This is a genomic window from Hymenobacter swuensis DY53 (genome assembly GCF_000576555.1).
Taxonomy (GTDB): Bacteria; Bacteroidota; Bacteroidia; order Cytophagales; family Hymenobacteraceae; genus Hymenobacter; species Hymenobacter swuensis.
The window spans coordinates 4,620,990-4,642,175 of sequence record NZ_CP007145.1 but is presented as its reverse complement, the minus strand read 5'-3'; the positions used below and the strand labels follow the sequence as shown (position 1 = coordinate 4,642,175).

At 61.2% G+C, this 21,186-nt stretch carries 18 protein-coding genes and 1 tRNA gene; 10 read left to right on the top strand and 9 right to left on the bottom strand.

The features are described 5' to 3' along the window. Positions 1–92 precede the first annotated feature (92 nt). The 3 genes from HSW_RS24870 (at position 93) to HSW_RS21150 (ending at position 2,280) form a co-directional block, all read left to right on the top strand. Positions 93–461: a hypothetical protein gene (locus HSW_RS24870; protein WP_231501333.1), complete on the top strand. Its 369-nt coding sequence runs from the start codon at positions 93–95 to the stop codon at positions 459–461. Between the two features lie 35 nt (positions 462–496). Next, complete coding sequence (locus tag HSW_RS21155) at positions 497–1,723, top strand: adenylosuccinate synthetase (RefSeq protein WP_052346722.1); 1,227 nt, start codon at positions 497–499, stop codon at positions 1,721–1,723. 74 nt (positions 1,724–1,797) lie between these two features. Further along, positions 1,798–2,280 (top strand): GAF domain-containing protein, encoded by a 483-nt coding sequence (locus HSW_RS21150; RefSeq protein ID WP_044003736.1) that lies wholly within the window; start codon positions 1,798–1,800, stop codon positions 2,278–2,280. A 101-nt stretch (positions 2,281–2,381) separates the two neighbouring features. On the opposite strand, the gene HSW_RS21145 is transcribed toward HSW_RS21150, so the two are convergent. The 5 genes from HSW_RS21145 to HSW_RS21125 all read right to left on the bottom strand — a co-directional run bounded on the left by HSW_RS21145 (position 2,382) and on the right by HSW_RS21125 (position 8,849). Then, a complete protein-coding gene (locus HSW_RS21145) occupies positions 2,382–2,717 on the bottom strand; it encodes an ASCH/PUA domain-containing protein (RefSeq protein WP_052346721.1) in 336 nt (111 codons plus the stop codon). A gap of 210 nt (positions 2,718–2,927) precedes the next feature. Next, positions 2,928–4,481 carry a carboxylesterase/lipase family protein gene (locus tag HSW_RS23230; protein ID WP_052346720.1) on the bottom strand — a complete coding sequence of 518 codons (1,554 nt, stop codon included), beginning with the start codon at positions 4,479–4,481 and terminating at the stop codon, positions 2,928–2,930. Between the two features lie 289 nt (positions 4,482–4,770). Next, positions 4,771–6,309 carry a glycerol kinase GlpK gene (glpK, locus tag HSW_RS21135; protein WP_044003734.1) on the bottom strand — a complete coding sequence of 513 codons (1,539 nt, stop codon included), beginning with the start codon at positions 6,307–6,309 and terminating at the stop codon, positions 4,771–4,773. Positions 6,310–6,465: 156 nt separating this feature from the next. Further along, positions 6,466–8,085, bottom strand: a complete 1,620-nt coding sequence (locus HSW_RS21130; protein WP_044003733.1) for a glycerol-3-phosphate dehydrogenase/oxidase — start codon at positions 8,083–8,085, stop codon at positions 6,466–6,468. Between the two features lie 691 nt (positions 8,086–8,776). Beyond that, positions 8,777–8,849: transfer RNA gene (locus tag HSW_RS21125), tRNA-Met, on the bottom strand. Between the two features lie 225 nt (positions 8,850–9,074). On the opposite strand from HSW_RS21125, the gene HSW_RS21120 reads away from it, so the two are divergent. Beyond that, positions 9,075–10,226 (top strand): alpha/beta hydrolase, encoded by a 1,152-nt coding sequence (locus tag HSW_RS21120; RefSeq protein ID WP_052346719.1) that lies wholly within the window; start codon positions 9,075–9,077, stop codon positions 10,224–10,226. Positions 10,227–10,411: 185 nt separating this feature from the next. Here the strand turns inward: HSW_RS21120 and HSW_RS21115 are convergent, their stop codons facing one another. Further along, entirely contained in the window at positions 10,412–12,244 is a 1,833-nt protein-coding gene (locus tag HSW_RS21115) for a BamA/TamA family outer membrane protein (RefSeq protein ID WP_155833093.1), read from the bottom strand. Between the two features lie 160 nt (positions 12,245–12,404). On the opposite strand from HSW_RS21115, the gene hemW reads away from it, so the two are divergent. From hemW to HSW_RS21085, 6 genes are all read left to right on the top strand, one after another. Next, positions 12,405–13,547, top strand: a complete 1,143-nt coding sequence (gene hemW / locus HSW_RS21110) for a radical SAM family heme chaperone HemW (protein ID WP_044003732.1) — start codon at positions 12,405–12,407, stop codon at positions 13,545–13,547. Between the two features lie 147 nt (positions 13,548–13,694). Beyond that, positions 13,695–14,183: a hypothetical protein gene (locus tag HSW_RS21105; RefSeq protein WP_125436036.1), complete on the top strand. Its 489-nt coding sequence runs from the start codon at positions 13,695–13,697 to the stop codon at positions 14,181–14,183. A 97-nt stretch (positions 14,184–14,280) separates the two neighbouring features. Beyond that, positions 14,281–14,928, top strand: coding sequence for an alpha/beta fold hydrolase (locus HSW_RS21100; protein WP_044003730.1), 648 nt, complete (start codon positions 14,281–14,283; stop codon positions 14,926–14,928). An 82-nt stretch (positions 14,929–15,010) separates the two neighbouring features. Then, positions 15,011–15,793: a cyclase family protein gene (locus tag HSW_RS21095; protein ID WP_044003729.1), complete on the top strand. Its 783-nt coding sequence runs from the start codon at positions 15,011–15,013 to the stop codon at positions 15,791–15,793. Positions 15,794–15,894: 101 nt separating this feature from the next. Further along, positions 15,895–16,443, top strand: a complete 549-nt coding sequence (xrtX, locus tag HSW_RS21090) for an exosortase X (protein ID WP_071883158.1) — start codon at positions 15,895–15,897, stop codon at positions 16,441–16,443. Then, positions 16,440–16,907 (top strand): XrtX-associated membrane protein, encoded by a 468-nt coding sequence (locus HSW_RS21085; protein ID WP_044003728.1) that lies wholly within the window; start codon positions 16,440–16,442, stop codon positions 16,905–16,907. The genes xrtX and HSW_RS21085 overlap by 4 nt, the downstream gene beginning before the upstream one ends. A 188-nt stretch (positions 16,908–17,095) precedes the next feature. Here the strand turns inward: HSW_RS21085 and HSW_RS21080 are convergent, their stop codons facing one another. From HSW_RS21080 to HSW_RS21070, 3 genes are all read right to left on the bottom strand, one after another. Then, a complete protein-coding gene (locus HSW_RS21080) occupies positions 17,096–17,371 on the bottom strand; it encodes a hypothetical protein (protein ID WP_044003727.1) in 276 nt (91 codons plus the stop codon). Between the two features lie 83 nt (positions 17,372–17,454). Then, positions 17,455–19,971, bottom strand: a complete 2,517-nt coding sequence (locus HSW_RS21075; protein WP_044003726.1) for a DUF5686 and carboxypeptidase-like regulatory domain-containing protein — start codon at positions 19,969–19,971, stop codon at positions 17,455–17,457. Positions 19,972–20,117: 146 nt separating this feature from the next. Beyond that, positions 20,118–21,083 carry an NAD(P)/FAD-dependent oxidoreductase gene (locus tag HSW_RS21070; protein ID WP_052346716.1) on the bottom strand — a complete coding sequence of 322 codons (966 nt, stop codon included), beginning with the start codon at positions 21,081–21,083 and terminating at the stop codon, positions 20,118–20,120. Between the last annotated feature and the right edge of the window lie 103 nt (positions 21,084–21,186).

Sequence of the window (21,186 nt, the reverse complement as noted above, 5' to 3'; positions counted from 1 at the left end):
GCTTCGAGAAGCGCGGGCAGAAGGGCTTTCTGTTTACCATCGGTGACGAAGCTTCCTGGCCCACGCTGGAAAAGAAAGCTCTGGCGGCGCTTATGGGCTACCCCGAAGCCACCGACCTCACCGACCGGCAGCTGCTGGAGGAAGTGCAGCGCAGCTACCACACGTTCCACATCCACATCAATGAGGCCTCTTACAAGGACGACCCCAAGGTGCTGGGCTACTGGAAGAAGCTGCTGGGTGAGCGGCTCATTATTCTCAATGATTACAACGCCTTGGCCGAAACCATTGCCGCTACCGTGGCCGTCATTCACGGAGTGGAGCTGAGCCAGGTGCTGTCATCCTTCGATCAGAAAACGGCAGGTACGGTGAAGAACGCGCTGGTTCACGTCAGCTCTTCGCTCACCACCACTCCCAAGCCGACCGGCGGAGGCGGGCTGCTAAGCCGGATTTTCAAGCTGTAAAAACGCAGCCAACCAATTACTCAGTTACTCATTTCATGCCGGAAATACCCGCTTGGGTAGTAGTTGGCCTGGGCTTCGGCGACGAAGGCAAGGGCCTCGCCACCGATTATCTGTGCCGCGAGTTTCCCGGGGCCCTGGTTGTGCGCTTCAACGGCGGACCGCAGGCGGGCCATACGGTAGTGGCCGCCGATGGGCGGCGGCACGTGTTTTCCAGCTTCGGAGCCGGTACCCTGCGCGGGGCACCCACGTATTGGTCGAGGTACTGCCCGGTGGCTCCGGGGCCGTTGCTGCGCGAGTACGCGGCTCTGCGGGAGCTGGGCGTGCAGCCCCGCCTGTTGCTGGACGGCCGCTGCCCCGTCATCACGCACTATGATGTGCTATGGAACCGGGTACTGGAAACCACCCGGGGGGCTTCGCGCCACGGTAGCTGCGGGCAGGGCTTCGGGGCTACCGTTGAGCGTCAGGAAACCACGCCGTTGCGGCTATACGCGCAGGATCTGGCATTTCCGGAGGTATATGAGCACAAGCTGCACCAGATTCGGGCGCATTACCGCACCCGGATTCAGCAGGAAACCAGCTTCGATTTCGACCACCTCGACCACGACGCGGAGGACCTGCGCTTTGCCGGGTATGCTCGCCGGTTGCAGGTGTTGGGGCAGGAAGGAGCGGTAGAAATAGTGCGGGAAGCCGAGGTGCTGGCTCCCACGGCCCAGTGGCCGGCCTTGGTGTTTGAGGGGGCGCAGGGCGTGTTGCTGGATCAGGAATTTGGCTTGTTTCCGCACGTTACGCGCAGCTATACCACCTCCCGTAATGCGCTGGAGCTGCTGGCCCGGCACCGGCCGGCCACGGCGGCGCGACTGTTGTACGTGTCACGGGCCTACCATACCCGGCACGGAGCCGGCCCGCTGCCGCACGCCGAAACGCCGGTGCCGCTTATCAACCACGAGCAGGAAACCAACCAATACAACGACCACCAGGAGCATTTTCGGCGGGCTCCGCTATCAGTGAGCCTGCTGAATTACGCGCTGCAGTGCGACGCGCATTACTCGGTAGATGCGGATAAATACCTGCTGCTCACCTGCCTCGATCAGCTGCCTGACGGGCAGATTCCGGCGTACGTGGATGGCCGGCCCCGGCCCCTTCTGCTGGCCGGGCTAAGGGCACTGCTGACAGAAAACCTGGCCGGTACCATCTTCAGCCGCAGCCCCTGCGCCGATGACCTGCCCCCGCTACCTACCTTTGCTCCTGGTGCCGCTCCGTGACAAAACCCGGTTGGTACTGGTTATAGCCGGAGCGCGCGCTGCCCGCCTTTTTTTTACCTCACTGCCTCACTCCCATGGCCGAAGAACTGCACCTTGATACTACCCTCAGCAAAGCCGAACAATACCGCCAGTTGCTGCCCCAGATTGAAGCCCTGACCACCGGGGAGCCGGACTTGGTAGCCAACTTGGCCAATACGGTAGCAGCCCTGCGGCAGACCTTCGGGTTTTTCTGGGTGGGATTTTATCTGGTGAAAGATGACGAGCTGGTACTGGGGCCGTTTCAGGGGCCTATTGCCTGCACCCGTATCCGGCGCGGCAAGGGCGTGTGCGGGGCCAGCTGGGCCCAGGCCGCCACGCTGCTCGTTCCCGACGTGGAGCTGTTCCCCGGCCACATTGCCTGCAGCTCCGATTCCAAATCGGAAATAGTAGTGCCCGTGCTGAAGGACGGCCAGGTAGTAGCCGTCCTCGATGTGGACAGCGACCAGCTGAACGACTTCGACGAAACAGACCAACAGGCTCTGGAGCAGCTAATGCCGCTGGTGGCCTCCTGGTTCTAGCTAACCAAAATCAAGCATAGTACACGCTTGACAAGCCCGCTACTTCTCCTTCAAGTAGAGTAGCGGGCTTGCTGTTTCACGTAGCAAGCAAAAAAGAGCGGCTACCAGAGTCGGGTATCGTTGATGCCGGGGGGGAGCGGGGGGAGCTCACTGAAGCCAAGGATGCACCAGCCCGCTGCTACCCCAAAGGCCCCGCCGTTCAGGATGTAGCTGATCCAGCGGGTAGTGGTGCGGCCGCTGTACTGCTCGCTTTCCGGCTCGTATTCCCGCATCAGCAGCACGTCGCCCACGCTGAAATGCCGGTCATTTTCTCGCACATCGAAGGGTTTGGCCCCGGTTTCTACCGCTGCAAAGCAGGCCGGCCACACTTTCAGCTCGTGAGTGCTGGGCGTGGGTAGAACAACAGAAGCATGAGGGGCAGTGTATTGGTACGTCATGGTAGTAGAAAGTTAGGCTCAAGCTGCAGGGCGAGCCGTGAAACAAACCGCGTTTCGGTCATGGACCGGAAACCACGTTATGCAAACAGGTAGCTCCTGTAGGGCTAACCAACAGGAGAAAATACGATTAAAAACTGTACTGCGTTGTAAATGAGTTAGGTGCTGGGATTTTTTGTGGCGCAGATTAGGCTATCAGGGCCCGAAAAACGGCTAACGAGCGTAGCCCTGCATAGGAAACGCCGGGTCCTGGTAAGGTGCCAGGATGGGTTCAGCGCGGCTGTTGGTATCAAAGAGCATGACCTCCCGGTGGCTGGCGGTATAGGCTGGCCACCCAACCCCCGGCTGCCCGGTTTTGATGAATTGCGCCCAGTAGCGGTGCATCAGGGCGGCCAAAGTGGGGTTAGAGGCTTTGCTGCGCAAGGGTACGGCCGCCGCCGTAGTAGCCGCCGCCGAAGTGCCCATCGGCGCATTCCACACAAACGCCAACTCCTGCGCGTGAATAGGCCGGGTAATGGCGTCGGCGTAATCGAAGCGGTATAGCCATACGAGCGTGCTTTTTTCCGCCAGCATGAGGGCCAAGCGGTAGGAAGCCAAGCGGTAGAGGTAATCCGTCAGAACGGCATTCCAGTCCGTCAGGGCGGGTTGGCTGTGGCGGCTTTGTTGGTAGGCCTCCCACACATACGGACTATTACGCGTCCCAAATACCTGTTGCAAAGCGGTTTCGCTGGGCTGGGCAATGACGGAGCCGGGGCCAGTAAACAGCTCCGCCTCGTTGCGGTTGGTACCCATGAGTACCCGAATCGGCCGGCTGGTTTTCAGGTAGACAAGCGGAGGTTGGGGAATGGTTTTGCCATCCAGCACGGGCCCGAAAACCTGCAGGCCGCCCGCACCGCTGGCAAACCGGCTTTGCGCCCGAATCAGGCTGTCGGCAGGTAACGTGAGCAAGGCCCGCGCATCAGATAAGTGCAGCTGTCGAAGCAGTTGCCGGGTTACGGCAGCGGCCGTGGCCGTGTCGCGGATGGCCTGCACGGCGCCGCTTTCCAGAATTACCTGCTGAAAGAGGCCTTGGGCCGCCGGCGTCACCAGCAGCGCGCCCACCAGCTTGGCTCCCGCCGATTCGCCCATCACCGTCACGCGGCTTGGGTCGCCCCCGAAGGCCGCAATATTCTGCCTCACCCACCGCAGAGCCGCCACCGCATCAAGCAGGCCGCAGTTGCCGGCCTGCGCGTAGCGCGGCCCGAGCTGACTGCCCAACTCCAAAAAACCCAGGCTGCCGAGGCGATAATTGAAGCTTACGGCCACTATCGTATCCTGTGCGGCAAAGGTCCAGGTATCGTTTTCCTGCCCCGAGCCGCCGGTGAAAGCTCCGCCGTGCACCCACACTACCACCGGCCGCCGCTGCCGGATGGGAGCCGGCGCCCACACGTTCAGATACAGACAATCCTCCTGACCCTGGATGGTGCCGGGGCCTCCCTGCAGGGCTCTGGAGCCAAACTGCCGGGTGTTTTTTATTCCCTGCCAGCGGGCGGCTGGTTGGGGCGGCCGGAAACGTAACGTCCCAACTGGCGGCCGAGCATACGGAATGCCCTGGAATACCCACAAATTGCCTTGTTGGCCGCCCTGCACTTTCCCTTGCCGCGTCCGAACCACAGCGTCGGTTGGTTGCGCCAAGCTGGCTGATACAGTGCTGAGCCAGCATAGCAAACCGACCAGCACCAGCCGTATGCGGAGAGAGGAAGCAGGCAGAAAGTGGGTGGCAGCCATAATGCAGGAGGTAGCGCAACGAGTATACTAAAGAATACGCGCCAATGCGGTCCTGCCCTGACTCCCGAAAAAAAATAATATAAAAACTGTTTTAGGAAGTGCTTAAAACGTCATTCCGAGCTTGCCGAGGAATCTCGCGTGCTGACGTATGATTACCAGAGCAACGTCAGCACGCGAGATTCCTCGGCAAGCTTGGAATGACGTTCAAATAGGCTCATAGAATAGATAGTTTACCAAATGAGCCATCTGGTAGCCATATAGTGTGCGCCGCCGTACCGATTCATAATCACTAGTCAGCCGCCAGTGTGGCTTTGTCGGCCGGAGCCTTAGTGGGGATGCTTTTGGCCCACACTTTCAGGGCGCGCATGGCGCGGTGCCAGTCGGCAATGCCGGTTTCGAGGCCCGCGCGGTCAGGGTTGGGAATGTACGAACTGTCGCCCTGGGCCAGGGTGTTGATTTCGGCCACATCTTTCCAGTAGCCTATGGCCAGGCCGGCGAGGTAAGCCGCCCCAAGGGCCGTCGTTTCGGCCATGCTGGGGCGCACGACTTTGGTGTGTAGCACATCGGCCTGAAACTGCATCAGCAGCGTGTTCACCGTCGCGCCGCCATCCACACGCAGTTCCGCAATGGCAAGGTTGGAGTCGGCTTCCATGGCCTTGAGCACGTCCATCGTCTGATAGGCAATGGCTTCCACGGCGGCGCGGGCAATGTGCGCCGCCGTGGTGGCCCGGCTCATCCCGAAGATGGTGCCCCGCGCATACGGGTCCCAGTAGGGCGCGCCCAGCCCCGCAAAAGCCGGCACGAAATACACGCCGCCGTTATCATCAACCTGAGTAGCCAGCTGCTCAATTTCCGATGCGGTTTTAATGATGCCCAGGTTGTCACGCAGCCACTGTACCACCGCCCCGGCAATGAAAATACTGCCTTCCAGAGCGTAGCATACCTTGCCATCCAGCTGCCAGCCAATGGTGGTCAGTAGGTTGTGCTGCGAAGCCTTGGGCGTTTTGCCAATGTTCATCAGCATGAAGCAGCCTGTGCCGTAGGTGCTTTTCACCATGCCCGGCTCAGTGCACAGCTGTCCGAAAAGAGCCGCCTGCTGGTCGCCGGCAATGCCGGCAATTGGGATTTTGCTGGCAAACAGGGTGGTTTTGGTCTTGCCATATACCTCACTCGACTGCTTCACGGTGGGCAACATGCTGCGTGGAATGTCGAATAGGGCCAGCAACTCGTCGTCCCAGGTTAGGGTGTGGATGTTGAACAGCATTGTCCGTGAGGCGTTGCTCACGTCCGTGACGTGTAGCTCGCCCTGCGTGAAGTTCCAGATCAGCCAGCTGTCCACCGTACCGAAAGCCAACTCGCCGGCCTCGGCCTGCGCGCGGGTTCCCGTTACATTATCCAGAATCCAACGCACCTTACTGGCGGAGAAATAAGCGTCAAGCAGCAGGCCGGTTTTGCTGCGAATCAGGTCCTCGTGCCCTTCTTCACGCAGCTGGTCGCAGTATTCGGCCGTGCGGCGGTCCTGCCACACAATGGCGTTGTAGACCGGTGCACCGGTTTGGCGGTTCCACACCACCACCGTTTCGCGCTGGTTAGTGATGCCAATGGCCGCAATGTTGCTGCCGTTGTGGCCCACTTTCACCGTCGCCTCGGCCGCTACGCCCGCCTGGCTCGACCAGATTTCGCGCGGGTCGTGCTCCACCCAGCCCGGCTTCGGGAAAATCTGGGGGAACTCCTTCTGCGCTTGGGCCACAATCTGACCTTTTTGGTCGAAGAGAATAGCGCGGGAACTGGTAGTGCCTTGGTCGAGGGCGAGGATAAATTGCTGCATGGCAAGCAGGTTTACAAGGGCGGAAAGTTGCAGTAAAAGGGGCTTCTGAGGAGCAGGAATTTATGTGCAGCAGTACGGGCGAAGCAGCCGGGGTGCAACAGCCGGGGCCGGCCGTTGCAGACGAACCCGAATGCAAGCCGTGAACTTATTGCGTTTCTACACTGCTTGCAGCGTGGACTTGGCTTCCAGCAGGTAGTTCTGGGCCACCTGTGCAAAGCCAGTCACCTGCGCCTGCTGCCAGGCGTGGTCGTGGCCCAGCTCCTGGGCCAGCAGCGCCGCCACTGCGGGAGCCATGCGAATGGCGGCTTCGGCATCCAGAAACAGCACCCGTACGCGGCGGGCCAGCACGTCTTCCACGGTGCGGGCCATTTCGTAGCGGGCAGCCCACACCACTTCGGCCTTCACAAATTCAAGGGTGTCATCCAGCTTTGCGCCCAAAGCAGGTTGCTGCTTTATCAGTTCGAGCAAAGCCAGCTGGTCGCTACCATACACGTAAAGGTGGTTGCGGCGGTCCTCATCGGTGGTAGGCAGCGCACCGTGGATGGACAAACCGGCCGTTTTGCTCTCCGCTTTCGGTAGTTTTCCCAGGCTGATAACCTTATCTACCGTATCCTGGCCCATGCGGCGGTAGGTGGTCCATTTGCCGCCCGTGATGGTAATAAGCCCGGCCTCAGACACCAGAATCTTGTGGCTGCGTGAAATTTCCCTGGTTTTCTCGGAGCCGTCCTGCGGCGCGGCCAGTGGCCGCAGGCCCGCAAATACGCTCAGTGCGTCGCTGCGTTTGGGGGCGTGGGCGAGGTAGCAGCCGGCCGTGCGCAGGATGAAGTCGATTTCCTCTTCCAGGGCTTTGGGTTCCTCGCTGTACTCTGTGAGGGGCGTGTCGGTGGTGCCCAGGATAACCCGCTCGTGCCACGGCACGGCAAAAAGCACACGCCCGTCATCCGTCTTCGGAATCATGATGGCATTGTCGCCCGGCAGAAACGACTTATCGAGTACGATGTGGACGCCCTGGCTGGGACGCACCAGCTTCTGGGTGCCGGGTTTATCCAGTTGCAGAATCTCGTCCACAAAAATGCCGGTGGCATTTACAACGGCTTTCGCCTTGATTTCATAGGATTTCCCCGTCTCGCTGTCTATGGCTTTCACCCCGGCTACCTGTCCCTGTGCATCTTTCAGAATGCCGCGCACCGCGCAGTGGTTGAGCAGCGTGCCGCCCATTTCTACGGCCGTTTGGGCCAGGTTGATTGCCAGGCGCGCATCATCGAACTGTCCATCATGGTACACTACGCCGCCGTGCAGACCCTCCGTCCTGATGTTGCCTAGCCGCCGAATCGTTTCCTGCTTGCTGATGTGCTTGGCCGCTCCCAGGCTGAGTTTGCCCGACAGTAGGTCATATATTTTCATGCCGAAGGTGTAGTACGCCCCGCTCCACCACTCGTAAGTAGGAATAACAAACGACTGGTTTTTAACTAGGTGCGGCGCGTTCTTCAGTAGCAGACCACGCTCGTATAGGGCTTCCCGCACCAGGGCAATGTCGCCCTGGGCCAAGTAGCGCACCCCGCCGTGGACCAGTTTGGTAGCGCGGCTGCTCGTGCCCTTGGCAAAATCGGTTTGCTCAACCAACAGTGTCTTGTAGCCCCGACTAAGGCCGTCGAGGGCCACGCCCAGACCCGTTGCTCCGCCACCCACCACAACCAGGTCCCAGCTGGGCTGGCTGGTCAACTGGGCCATGAGAGCGGGGCGGGAGAAGGCGGCAGCTTTAATTTCGTTTCGCATGGCTCTGTTTTGAAAAGCAATTACGTTCTATCTGCTGCTATGGTAGATGGAGCTTCCGGCTGGTTTGTAGGCTATATTTTTTACGGGTATGCATGCCAATGAGAAACGACCTAAACTCGTCCTGCAACAGCATCAGACGTTAAATACGTTGAGGTGCCCGACTTGCGCGAAACCCTGCAGGTATTAATAATCACGGACTTGGCCGTATCTGTGGGCTGGAGTAGGTGCCTCAAATGACTACGGAGCAGGGAATAACTGCTGCCGACAGCTGCAGAATCACGGAACGGGGCATACAGCTGACCATCGTGCAAACCGGGTCAGCCCTCTATCGGGCTGTTGGTGCGCAACCAGGGTTGGTAGGTCATGCCTGTTTAGAAGGAAGGGCCAGCGTTGTGCTGTATTGGCTTCGGTAACTATTGAGGTTACCTGGCATGTGGAGATGCCGGCCACGGCTCCGGAACACCTGCCTGACGGATTGCCAATTACCCGTCAGGTTCCTGCGGCTACGTGGTAAAGCCAGGATACAGGAGAGATACGCGGTGGTAAGCTGGTACACACTGTCCTGTCCTGTCCTGCGGTGCAGGCAGCTCACTTATTACAATAACTGCTTATATCACTTCCGCCTTAGCGGGGCCATCTGCACAAAGAAAAAGGCCAGCTAATTCCGAAGAATCAACTGGCCTTTTGTAGGTAGCGGGGACTGGACTCGAACCAGTGACCTTTGGGTTATGAGCCCAACGAGCTACCAACTGCTCCACCCCGCACTGTTTGGTATTACAAATGTAGCAGCCTTTTTTGGAAAGGCAGTGTTTGGGGCTGCAAAAATACTGAAATAGTTGGCTAAGCGCTGATTATCAGGGGTGAAAATTTTGACTGGTTGTCTTGAATATTGCCATAGTGTACAGGATTTAGTGTTTTCATCACTTCGGGAAACAGCTTGCCGTAAGGTGAATCATTGTTTCGTTCTATTACCTGCAATCTACATCTGCATGACTACGCTCATTCACACTTCCCTCCGCTGGGGCGCGGCTGCCCTGCTGGCCGGCTCTACGCTGGCTTCTTGCAACACTGCCCAGACCACCGAATCGGACGCTACCACCACGGCTGCTACTACCGATTCGGCAGCTACGACTCCGACTGCGCCGGCTGGTCCCACGCCTATCCGGCCGACTGGCCCGGCTCCGGCATGGGCTACCGGCATCAAGCCCGAAATGCAGGCCGTTATTGAAACTCTGGCCAGCCTGGGTGGCAAGCCCATCGAAACCCTATCGGCCCAAGAAGCCCGGCAGCAGCCCACACCCGCCGACGCGGTGATGAAGCTGATGCAAACCAACAACATCCCGATGCCGCCTGTGACGGCCGATACTATGAGCCGCATGGTAATGCCCGGCGTGAAAGTGCGCATTTACACACCTAAAGGCGCAACCGGCACACTGCCGGTGGTGGTGTACTACCACGGCGGCGGTTGGGTCATTGCCAACCTTGATACCTACGACGCCTCCGTGCGGGGGCTGGTGGAAAAAACCGGGGCCATCTTTGTATCGGTGGCCTATCGGCAGGCTCCGGAGCATAAGTACCCCACGGCCCACAACGATTCGTTTGCGGCGTATCAGTGGGTGCTTAAAAATGCGGCTTCCTTTAAAGGTGACCCGCAGAACGTAGCCGTGGTAGGCGAAAGCGCCGGTGGCAATCTAGCCGCTTCGGTGAGTATGATGGCCCGCGACAAAAAAGTGATGCTGCCCAAGCACCAGGTGCTGGTGTATCCTATTGCCGGCTACGACATGAACACGCCTTCGTACCAGCAAAATGCCCAGGCCAAGCCGCTCAACAAGCCGATGATGGCCTGGTTCTTCGAGAAGTACCTGCGCGGCGCGGCTGATGGCAAAAGCCCGATGATTTCGCTGGTGAATGCCAACCTGAAAGGTATGCCCGCTACCACCATCATCACCGCCAGCCTCGACCCGCTGATGAGTGACGGCAAGATGCTGGCCGATAAGTTGAAAGCCGCCGGCGTTGCCACCAAATACGAAAACTTCGAGGGCGTAACTCACGAGTTTTTCGGTATGGCAGCCGTGGTGCCCCAGGCCACCCAGGCCCAGGACCTGGCTGCTGGCGAACTGAAAAATGCGTTGGTGAAGTGAGGGCTAGAAGTTAGAGTTCAGAACCTAGAACTTGGAAGTAAGAAGTGAGACGTCCGATCTGCTGACCCAAATGGGCCTCAGATCGAACGTCTCACTTCTGTTTTTTAGAACCAAGATTTCCGTTCTATTTGGCCCAAACGGATCATAGAACGAAAGTCTCATTTCTTGATTGTCAATTGTCAAATCTAAAACCTACTGGTAATGCCGAAGTGAATTTTGCCGGTGCTTAGGGCCAGCCGCTGCTGGGAGCTACGGCCTAGGGCGTACACAAACTGAAACTGGCCTGCGGCGGTGCGGAAGCTCAGGCCGGCTCCCAGGCCGGTGGGGGTGTCTTGCGGGTACGGGTCGTTGGGGAGGTTGCGGCGGAGGTAGGCCTGGTCCACGAACAGGAACACGTAGGCATCGGCGCCGGTGGACTGCCGGAACTCAGCGGTGCCCACGGCGTACTGGCTGGCGTAGAAATTCAGCTCGTTGAACCCCCGCAGCGTGGCCAGGCCACCCAGTCGGAACAAGTCGTTGAGGAACAGCCGCTCGTTGAGCAGGGCCTCGCCACGCAGGCGCGTAAGCAGCACGCCCTGCCGCCCAATGCGCACGTACCGCTCGGCCCGCACGCCCAGCGTAACCTGCCGGGTGCGCAGCGGGATACCTTCGTACACATCGCTCCGCAGGCCACCGTTCCGACTGATGACTTTGGTGCCGATGGCGGCCTGCCCGCTGGCCAGCAGGCCCCGTCGCGGAAAAAACGGGTCATCTAAGGTGTTCCAGGTGTAATCGAGGCCGTAGGAACTGTAGCGGGAGTCGATATTTTCGGGCAGTTGGCGCAGCGTGGAATCGACGGATAGCAGCCGCGACGCGCGCCACTCCACAAATACGGCCAGCCGGCCGGCCAGGGCCGTGGGATAGGCAAACTGTAGGCGCGGCCGCGTTGTCAGGAACAGTGTGTCCTGCTTCAGCAGGTTGAAGGAACCGCTCAGTTCCAGCGGCGTACCGAAGAAGGCCGGGTGCAGGTACTGCGCATCCAGCAGTTGGGAGTTGGCGTCGAGCTTGCGCCACTGCAGCCCCACGCCCTTGCCGCCGCCGTTGATGTTGCGCAGGTTCAGGGTCACGTCGCCGGTGATTTGCACCCGTTTCTGGCCCACGCCGGGGTTCGGGTTTGGCAGCACGCCTACAATGGCATCAAACTGGTTGGAGGTGCGGTCTTCGAGTAGGAAAAACACCCGGGCCCGACCCTGGGCGAAGCGTACCTCCGGCTCGGCTTTCACCTGCAGGTAAGGCAGCTGGCGCAGGCGGCGGGCAGCTTCCAGCACCCGCTGCTGACTGAAGGGCTGACCGGGCTCCAACTGCAGGTATTTGGTCAGAAAGCGGGCTTTCGTCTTGGTTTTGCCGATGATCTGGATGGAATCGAACACCACGGCCGGGCCCCGGCGCAGCACCACCCGGCCCTCTACCTCGGTGCCGGTCAGGGCCACCGAGTCGAGGCCGACGGTGGCAAACGGGAAGCCCTGGTTTTCGGCTTCGCGCAGAATATTTTCCTGCAATTTGGCCCACTCCTGCGGCCGCAGCGGCTGCTGCTGAAACAGCTTGTCGCGGAAGCCGGCGCGGGTGAGCAGGCCGTCGCCGAGGTTGCCGTTGCGCACCCGGGCCCAGCGGAATTGCTCCCCCACGTACAGGCGCACCCGCAGCGTATCATGGCGCCAGCGCAGCTCATCGGCCGAGGCCGTCAGGTAGGCATCGGCCTGCAGGGCCAGCACCAGGGCCCGGATTTCGCGCAGGGCTGCTAGGGAATCAGGCAACGCTAGCCGGTAGCGGTAGGGGCGCAGCAGTGGCTGGTCGGCGGCCTCGGTGAGCAGCTGCACCGTGATGGGGCGCAGGGGCCGGGCCGGCGGTACGGCGGCTTTCCGACTTGAATCAGGAGGTGGGGCGGCGGCGGGAGAGGCCGAGAGGGGCGGGGCAGCGGGGTTGAGCGGGGTGGTGCCCTGCGCGGCGGCCGGACGGCCCGGCAGGACCAGCAGTAGCAATAAACACCAGAAAACGAGGGCGCGGGCGTACATTTGCAGTCTGAAACGCGAATCGCCGCGTTTAATTTCCCGAAAGTAGCGTTTACTGTCTTTGCCCTGCCTGCGCCCGCTCGGTTTACGCCGTCCGGCGGCCGACAGCCCGGGCAGGACGCCCTCCTGCATGTCCGGCCTCTACCTCCACATTCCCTTCTGCAAGCAGGCCTGCCACTACTGCGACTTCCACTTCAGCACGTCGATGGCCCTAAAAAGCCGGCTGGTGGACGCCCTGGTGCAGGAGCTGGCTTTGCGGCACGCCTACCTGGGCCCCGACGCCACCATACACACCGTGTACTTCGGCGGCGGCACACCCTCTTTGCTCACGGCGGCCGAGCTGGATACGCTGCTGGCGGCCGTGCACCGGCATTTCCAGGTGGCCCCCGACGCGGAGATTACTCTGGAGGCCAACCCCGACGACCTCACCCCGGCCAAGGTACGCGAACTGGCGGCTTCGCCCGTGAACCGGCTCAGCATCGGGCTGCAGAGCTTCCACGAGCCCCACTTGCGGCTGATGAACCGCGCCCATTCGGCCGAGGAGTCGGGGGCGGCGGTGCGGCGGGCTCAGGACGCAGGCTTCGAGAATATTTCCATCGACCTGATTTATGGCGTGCCCGCCCCCGACCACGGCATCTGGGAGCAGGATATGGCCCGGGCGTTTGCGCTGGACGTGCCGCATATGTCGTGCTACGCGCTTACCATCGAGCCCGATACGGTGTTTGGCCGGCAACTCAAGAAGGGGAAGTTTCTGGCCCCGCCCGATGAGTTTGTGGCCCGGCAGTTCGAGTTGCTGCTGCTGGAAATGGCCCGCCACGGCTACGAGCAGTACGAAATCAGCAACTTCTGCCGGCCCGGCCGCGAGTCTAGGCACAACGCGGCGTACTGGCGCGGGGTGCCCTACCTGGGGCTGGGACCGAGCGCGCACTCCTTCAACGGCCACAGCCGGCAGTACACCGTGTCCAATAACCCGCAGTATGTGACGGCCGTGCTCGATGAAGGCCGCGTGCCGGCCACCGTGGAAGAGCTCAGCCCCCGCGACCAGGCCAACGAGTACCTGATGACCAGCCTGCGCACCGCCCGGGGCTGCGACCTGCGCCGCCTGCGTGACGAGCTGGGCCTGAACCTGCTGCAGGAGCGCGCCGCCTACCTGGCGCAGCTGCAAGCCACCGGCCTGGCCCGCCTCGATGAAGGCCAAGTGCTGCGCCTCACCGACGCGGGCAAGCTGCTGGCCGATCACATCACGCTGGAGCTGTTTCAGGGCGAGGAATAACGGCCGGGGCGGTGGGTTTTCCGGCGGGCCGCAACGGTTTTTTCGGCTTTTATCCTTTCTTTGAAACAGCCGACCGGCCGGACTCCTTCCAGCCGCCCCGCGTCGCTTACCGCGCAAAGCCCCGCTGGCTTTGCCAACCCAGTGATTATGAGACGACTGATAGACGCGCTGGCCGACGATACTGACTTCTTCATCGAACAGGTGCAGCTGACGGCCATTGTGTTCGATAACTCCGACGACGTCACCATCTGGGCCACGACGTTTTTCGATAATGAGCTGCACTTTTTTCACCTGGGCCTCACCTTTCAGCAATTGGATCTGCTGCTGCGCGTGGCCGCCGAGCGGGCTGAAGCCCTGCAGGAAGATGTAGCCGATGCCCTGGCTACCGTGCGCGACTGGCCATGCCTGCTCGAGTACAACAGTGAGGCTAACCCGCCCGTGCCCTTACCCAACGTGGCCCTGAAGCTTTCCTGCACCTACCCCGCCGACCTGTTCGAGGACGAGGAAGAAGGCGAGGATGACGACACCTTCGACATCAGCATGAACGCCGACAGCGAAGAAGCCGAAGAGTATGAATCGGGCCAGCCCCACAACATCTTCTACCTCGAAGACGTGTTCCTCCGCATCGAGCCGTAAGGCTGGAATGATGAGTTATGAATTAATCGTACTAATTCAGCGGCTGTAAAAGCCAGCAATTCAACTCTCATAATTCATCATTCAACTCTCACAACGCGTGTTCTACCTCATTCCCGGGCTGGGGGCTGATGAGCGGGTGTTTCAGCGGCTGCAGCCGTTGTTGCGTGGCGAAACCTGCCTGCTATCCTGGCTGACACCCGAGCCGGAGGAAACACTGCCGCATTACGCGGCCCGCATGGCCACCTCGATTCCGGTGGAGGCGCAAGGGCTACTGGTGGGCGTGTCGTTCGGAGGGGTGGTGGCGTTGGAAATCAGTCGGTTGCGGCCGGGGTTGCGGACGGTGCTCATCAGTAGCATTCCCGATGCCAGCTGCCTGCCCCCGCTGCTGCGGCTAGTACGGGCCACGCGGGTGTACCGGCTGGTGCCGCCCCAGCTGCTGAAGCTGTTTCCGCGGGCCGGCCAGTGGTATTTTGGGGTGCGTAACGGGGCCGAATACCGCCTGTTCCGGCAGATTCTGCAGGATATGGAGCCGGTGTACACCCGCTGGGCCATTCACCGGCTGCTGCATTGGGACAGTACCAGCGTCGGCCACAGCATCCAGATTCTGGGCACCCGCGACCGGGTGTTTCCGCCCGGCCCCACGCCGGTGGAGTACCTCATTCGCGGTGGGGGCCACTTCATGGTCCTCAGCCACGCCGAAGAAATCAGCCGAATTCTGAATGAGTTAGTGAAGGAATCCGGATAGTAGCCCGTCATACCGAGATTCCTCAGCAAGCTCGGTATGACGGGCTATAGTGTCGTCCATTCATCTACCCATTCCCAAATCAATGCTCGCCACCTACCCTTACCACAACCGCACGTTTGCCTTCGACCCAACCGCGCCGCTGGATATTTCGCTGCCTTTGGCTCCCGGTGAACACCAAGTGAACTGCTTCTGGGCCGAGCCGGTGCAGTTCGACGTGATTCGGGTGGGCGATTTTGTGGGCAGCGTGGCGCAGGGCGGCAGCACCAACTACCAGCGCGTGCACCTCACGCCCCACGGCAACGGCACGCATACGGAGTGCTACGGCCATATTTCGCCCGATCCGGCCGCTACCCTCAACCGTTGCCTGCGCCGGTTTTTGTTCGTGGCCCGGCTGATATCGGTGCAGCCCCGGCCTCAGGCTAACGGCGACGAGGTGGTGCTGCTGGACGACGTGCGCCGGGAGCTGGAAGGCGGCTCCGAAGCCACCGTGCGCCCCGAGGCCCTGATTCTGCGCACCCTGCCCAACCACCGCGCCAAGCGTACCCGCCAGTACTCAGGCACCAACCCCACCTATCTGGAGCCTGCCCTGGCCGACTATCTGGCCCAGCACCACATCGAGCACCTGCTCTTGGACCTGCCCAGCGTGGACCGGGAAGAGGACGGCGGCCAGTTGCTGGCCCACCACGCGTTCTGGCAGTACCCGCAGGCCACCCGCCACGCGGCCACCATTACCGAGCTCATCTTCGTGCCCGATGACGTGGAGGATGGCCTCTACCTGCTCAACCTGCAGGTAACCAGCCTGCAACTCGACGCCAGCCCCAGCAAACCTATTCTCTACGCCCTGCGTCAGGCCGACCGGTCGTAGCGCGAACTGTGTAGGTCGCGCTACGGCTACCCATCCGGTCAATGGCAGGTTAGCGTATGTTGGCCGAACCGTGTAAGTTCGTGATTCACTGCTGTGCTGCTATGTCTGCTACTCTAGCTTCTTCTCGTCGCCCGCTGGTGCGCTTCCTGCTGGTTGCGGGCGGGCTATACCTTCTCTGGTTTTTTCTCTACGACCGGAATCTGGCCCTCGACGGTCGGCTGGATGGAGTGCTGTCGCGCAATATTGCGGCGGCCGGTGCAGGAATGTTGCGGGTGTTTGGCTTTGCTACCCACGTAGATGCTGCCGAGCCCCGACTGCTGGTGATGGACGGCCGCCCCGGCGTTATCGTGGGCGACCCGTGCAACGGGCTGGTGCTGTACGCGCTGTTTGCGGGCTTTGTGCTGGCGTTTCCGGGCGGCGGGGTGCGCAAGCTGTGGTTTATTCCGCTGGGTATTGCCGCTATTTATCTACTGAACGTGGTGCGGGTGGCGGCCCTGGCCCTCAACCACCACTACTACCAGCAGTCGGTGGAGTTTAACCACCACTACACGTTCACCTTCGTGGTGTACGGGAGTATTCTGCTGCTCTGGATGTGGTGGGTAACGCGCCTGCACCCTGAGGCCCGCCCCTTCAGCCGGGCTGCCGCATGAGCCCTACCTTGCAGCGCGGACTGCGCTACGCGGCCATTGCTGGGCTGGTGGTGGTTTTGTTTCTGCTGGGCATGAATTCGGGGCCGGTGTACCAAGTCCTCACGGATGCCTGGGCGGCCGTGTTGCCGGCGTCACTGGCCGAGAGTCTGCGGCAGGGCACCAGCACGCTCGTCACCAAAAAGAGCCTGCCGGCTATGCTCACGTACGGCATCTTCTATACCAGCCTATGCCTGCTGCTGATTGGGTTGCTGCTGGGCACCTGGCGGCGGCTGGGGTTGGCCCTTACGGCCTACTGGCTGGTATTCGGGGCCTGCGCGCTGCTGCTGCTACTGGGCAAAATCGGCCACCTCGACTGGGCCTACCAACTCGCCCGCCGCCTCATTGATATGGTCGTGTCGCCACTGCCGGTCATCATTCTGGTGCCACTGCTACACTGGCAACGGCGGCTTGCAATGAGTGAGTGAGGACGAAGCACCCGAAGGACAGCGCGACTGATCTATCCTCTTCAAAGCGCAAAACCCAGATCTACGCAAAAGCCCCTGACGCCAGCACGGACGTCAGGGGCTTTCTGCTTGTTAACCCTTTGTTCTGCGTGAAGGAAGGATTGACGCCGCTTGATGCGCGGAATGTCGTTCTTCCTCGCAATAACGGCTTAGTTCAGCCACACCGTCAGGAGCATTTCGAAACGGTGGGGGGCATAGGCGTTGTAATAGGGCGCTTCGCCTTCAAACCCGAGGACGTGCACTAGGGGCATGCCTTCAGTGTGCGAATCGACCACGCGCACGGGGTAGAGCTGGCCTTCTTCGGGCCAATGGCCTACGTGGTTGTAGGGGCGCTGGCTGGCATCCACGCAGCGCGCATAATCAACGAAAGGAGCGTGGCGGGTAGCTTCCGCCAGCGTCAGGTTAGCAACTTCGTACTTCGGCATGATGGGTCGTTCTACAAGGAAACTGCCCGAATGATTCCTTTTCCGGCGGAAAAGTTGTCTGGCTCAGGTAGTTTGGTCAAGGATCAGAGTTGGAATTGTAGGCTCGCTTTCACCCCAAAGGTACGGGCTCCGGGCGAGTTTCGGTAGGTGAGGCGGTGCAGGAAGTCAACGCGCAAGACCTTGAGAATGTTCTCCACGCCGTACCCAACTTCGGCATACGGCACCCGGCCCAGGGCCCGGAAGGCCGGCAGCGGCCCCCCGTTAATGGGGTCTTCGGCCGGAATGATGCGGCGGTTGGCTTGGCTCACGCCGCCCCACAGCACGTTGCCGGTGGCCACCAGTCGCCAGTTGAGCTGCTTGATGGCGGGCAGCGAGTTGAGCAGAAACCCATCGAACCGGTTTTCCACCCGAAACGCCACATACCGGTCGCTCACGAACTCGAAGTAGCGCATCAGGTTGAACGCCCCCGCGTTGTAGAACGGCGACTGGTTGCCGAGGTGGGTTTTGAGGACCGGATACGGTACCGTGCTCGGAATGTAGCCCGCGTCGAGGCGGTAGTCGGCGCGGCCGAGCTGGCCCAGGCGCAGGCTTTGGTCGATGAGCAGATTGAGCTTGTGGTAGCGAAAATCGGAGCCCAGCACCTCATCCAGCCCCAGCGTGTAGCGCACCGTAAACACCGGCCACCGCTTCAGCCCGATGGCCGTGCGGCGGTTCTGGTTGTTCTGAATCAGCACCTCATCCCGGGCGTAGCGTGATTCCACCACCACTTCCGAGAGGCCGAACTTATCGGCGGTGGGCGCGCCGGGGCGGGCTTCGCGGGTGTAGTAGGCAAACGGGTACAGCGGCTCAAACTGCTGCCGCCGCAGAATCACGCGCTGGGTAAAGCCCCGGAACAGGTCCGACTGCATGGCCAGTGTGGTCAGGTCGCGGCGCAGCGGGCGGCTGCCCGTGATGTTGCCCAGCCGGGCCGAGGCCTCAAACAGCGGGTTTTCGAGGGCGTAATCGTTGTCGAGCAAGGCCACTTGGTCCAGGTCGCGGCGGTGCTCGAAGTTCATCACCGTCCAGTGGTTACGGTTGAGTACCCGCTGCACCCGCAGACCGTACTTGAAGCGGCCATCCTGGGTGCCGTAGGCCAGGTAGGTGCGCAGCAGCCAGTCGCGACTCCACTCGGGCGTGGTCCGGAAACCCACTCGGAAGCGGTGGCCCTCAATGTTGTTGAAGCTGTAGGTGCTCAGAATTGGACCCAGATCCACTTTGCCCAAGCGGTAGTAGCCGTTCACGGCCACGTCGGCCAGCTCCAGCACCGAGCGTACGGCCGGCAGCTTGCGCACGGTGTCCAGCACCATCATGGTGGCCTGCTCCTGCCGGCTGAGCGTATCGGGTCGGTGCTGCTCAAAGAAGCCCTTGGGCACCTCAAAGGCATCAGCGGCAGTTTCCAGCGGCCGGTCGTAGAATGGCAGGGGCCGGGGCTGATTTGCCTGGAAACCTGAGTTGATGATGGTCAGCCGGGCCAGAATGCCGGTGCTGCCCTTGGTGGGCTTGATGCCGATGACCACCCGCGTCTGGCGGGGCAGCCACTGGCCGGCCGGCGTGGGGGCCATTTCCTGCCGCACCCGCACCTGCTCGATAAAGTTGAGGTTGGCCTCGGCACTTACCGCCAGATCCAGCTTACGTAGCGCGTAGGTATCGGTGGTAATCCAGATGGTGCCGACGAAAGCCAGGTCCTGGGGCCGGCGCGGCTGCACACCAATGCGGTAGCAAAAATCCGAGCCTACCAGCACCGAATCCTGCAGCTCGTACTCGTAGGTGAACTTCCAGCCGTCAGCAATGGGCGAGATGAAGTCCTTGCCCAGCAGCTGCTGCCAGTTGCGGTAAAAATCCCAGTCCTGAAACGAGGAGCCCATAATCTGCGACACCACCGAGCCCTCCCGGGGCGTGGCTCCACGCATCTGGGTGCGCCGGATTTCCTCGCGGCGGCGCAACGGGTCGTTGAGCTGATAGAATCGGGACAGCACTTCGGAGGCGAAGATGGGCACCACGGCCTTACCGTTGGCGTCGCGCGGAATGCCCAGGCTGTCGGCCACCTGCGTGAGCTGGCGCAGGGCCTTACGCCGGCTCACGGCATCGGGCAGGTTATTGAGGGTCACCTCGGTGCGGCTGTAGCTGTCGAACTCAAAGGCTGTGAGGGTGCGCTTGTCGTTGCGGGGCTTACGCTCCTGCACCCGACGCAGAATCCGGTAGGCGGGATTTTCGCGGGGCCGCACCACCACTTCGCCCAACGATACCGAGCCGCTGCCCAGCGCAAAGTTGAGGGTTTGCCTTTCGGCAGTAGTGTTCACCCGCTTTTTCTGGGTAGCGAAGCCAATGGCCGAAGCCACCAATGTATCCACAGGGCCGGTTACGGTCAGCTGGTAGTGGCCGGCATCGTCGGCAGTAGCGCCCTGGCTGGTACCGCGTACAAAGATGGACGCAAAGGGCACCGGCTGGCCGTTGGCGGCCTCCGTTACGCGTCCGCTGAACACGATGCGCTGAGCCCGGGCCGCCGACACGCCCAACCCGGTGAGCAGCAACAGCAGAAAAAACGGGCGGAATACGAGCATACGCGGTAATAATCAGCGCCGGCCGTATCGGGGGCAAGCTATACTGCAGTAAGATACTGATGAGAGTTGAATTATGAATGAGGAGTTATGAGTTGGCGGGTGTGAGGTTTTGTAAAAAGAACTTCAACATTCATAACTCAACGCTACTATTTAGGGCACTCCTCCCGCGTGAGGGTTTCGTTGATGCTGATGGCGGCGGCACTACCTTCAGCGGCGGCCAGAATGGCCTGTTGCGTGCCGGGCGTGGTGTCGCCGGCGGCGTAGAGTCCGGGTAGGGAAGTCTGCTGTTTTTTGTCTACCCAGACCGCGCCCTTGCTGGTAAGGCGGCAGCCGAGCTGCTCGGCCAGCGGGGTGCGCTGATGCTGATGAGCGTGCACAAACACGGCCGTGCGCGCCAGCTTCTCCCCCGATTCAAACACGATGTGCCGCAGCTCGCCACTTTTGGTGCCCTCCAGGCGCGCTACCGGCTCTTCCCGAATCCGGATGTTCTGCTGGCGCAGGCGCCGCCGGGCGTTGGCCGTGAGGTAGGCCGGGTCTTCCACGCAGGCCACCACGTCGGGGCTCCAGCGGCTTACCAGCAGGGCCAGTCCGGTCACCAGCTTGGCCCGGCCGTATACGGCCAGGGGCTGGCCGCGCACCTCCCAGCCGTGGCAGTACGGGCAGTGCAGCACCCCGCGTCCCCACAGTTCCCGCATCCCGTCGATGGGTGGCAACTCATCCTCCACCCCAGTGGCCAGCAGCACTTTCCGGGCCGTGACGCGGCTGGAGCGGCCGGTTTCGCCCTCAATGGTCAGCCGAAACTGCCCGGCCAAGGCTTCTACCGCCGTTACCCGCCTGGCCTGAATTTCTACTGAATCGTAGGGCGTGAGCTGCTCGCGGCTCAGACGTAACAGCTCGGCCGGGCGGGTGCCGTCGCGGGTGAGGAAACCCTGCACGGCCGGTGAGGGGGCATTGCGGGGCACGCCACCATCCAACACCAGTACCCGCCGCAGGCAGCGGCCCAGCGTAAGTGCCGCACTCAGCCCGGCCGCTCCCGCCCCGATTACAGCTACGTCGACATCGGTAATAGGGCGACGCGGGGCAAGGTGGCGGGGCGTTCGGGTAGCAGGCATTGCAGCAGTATGTATAAAACAGTGAACAGACCTATACCGGCAAAAGCAGCGGTAGGTTGAACTGATGGACTGATAAGGGAAACAAGTAACAAGCAAAAAGCCC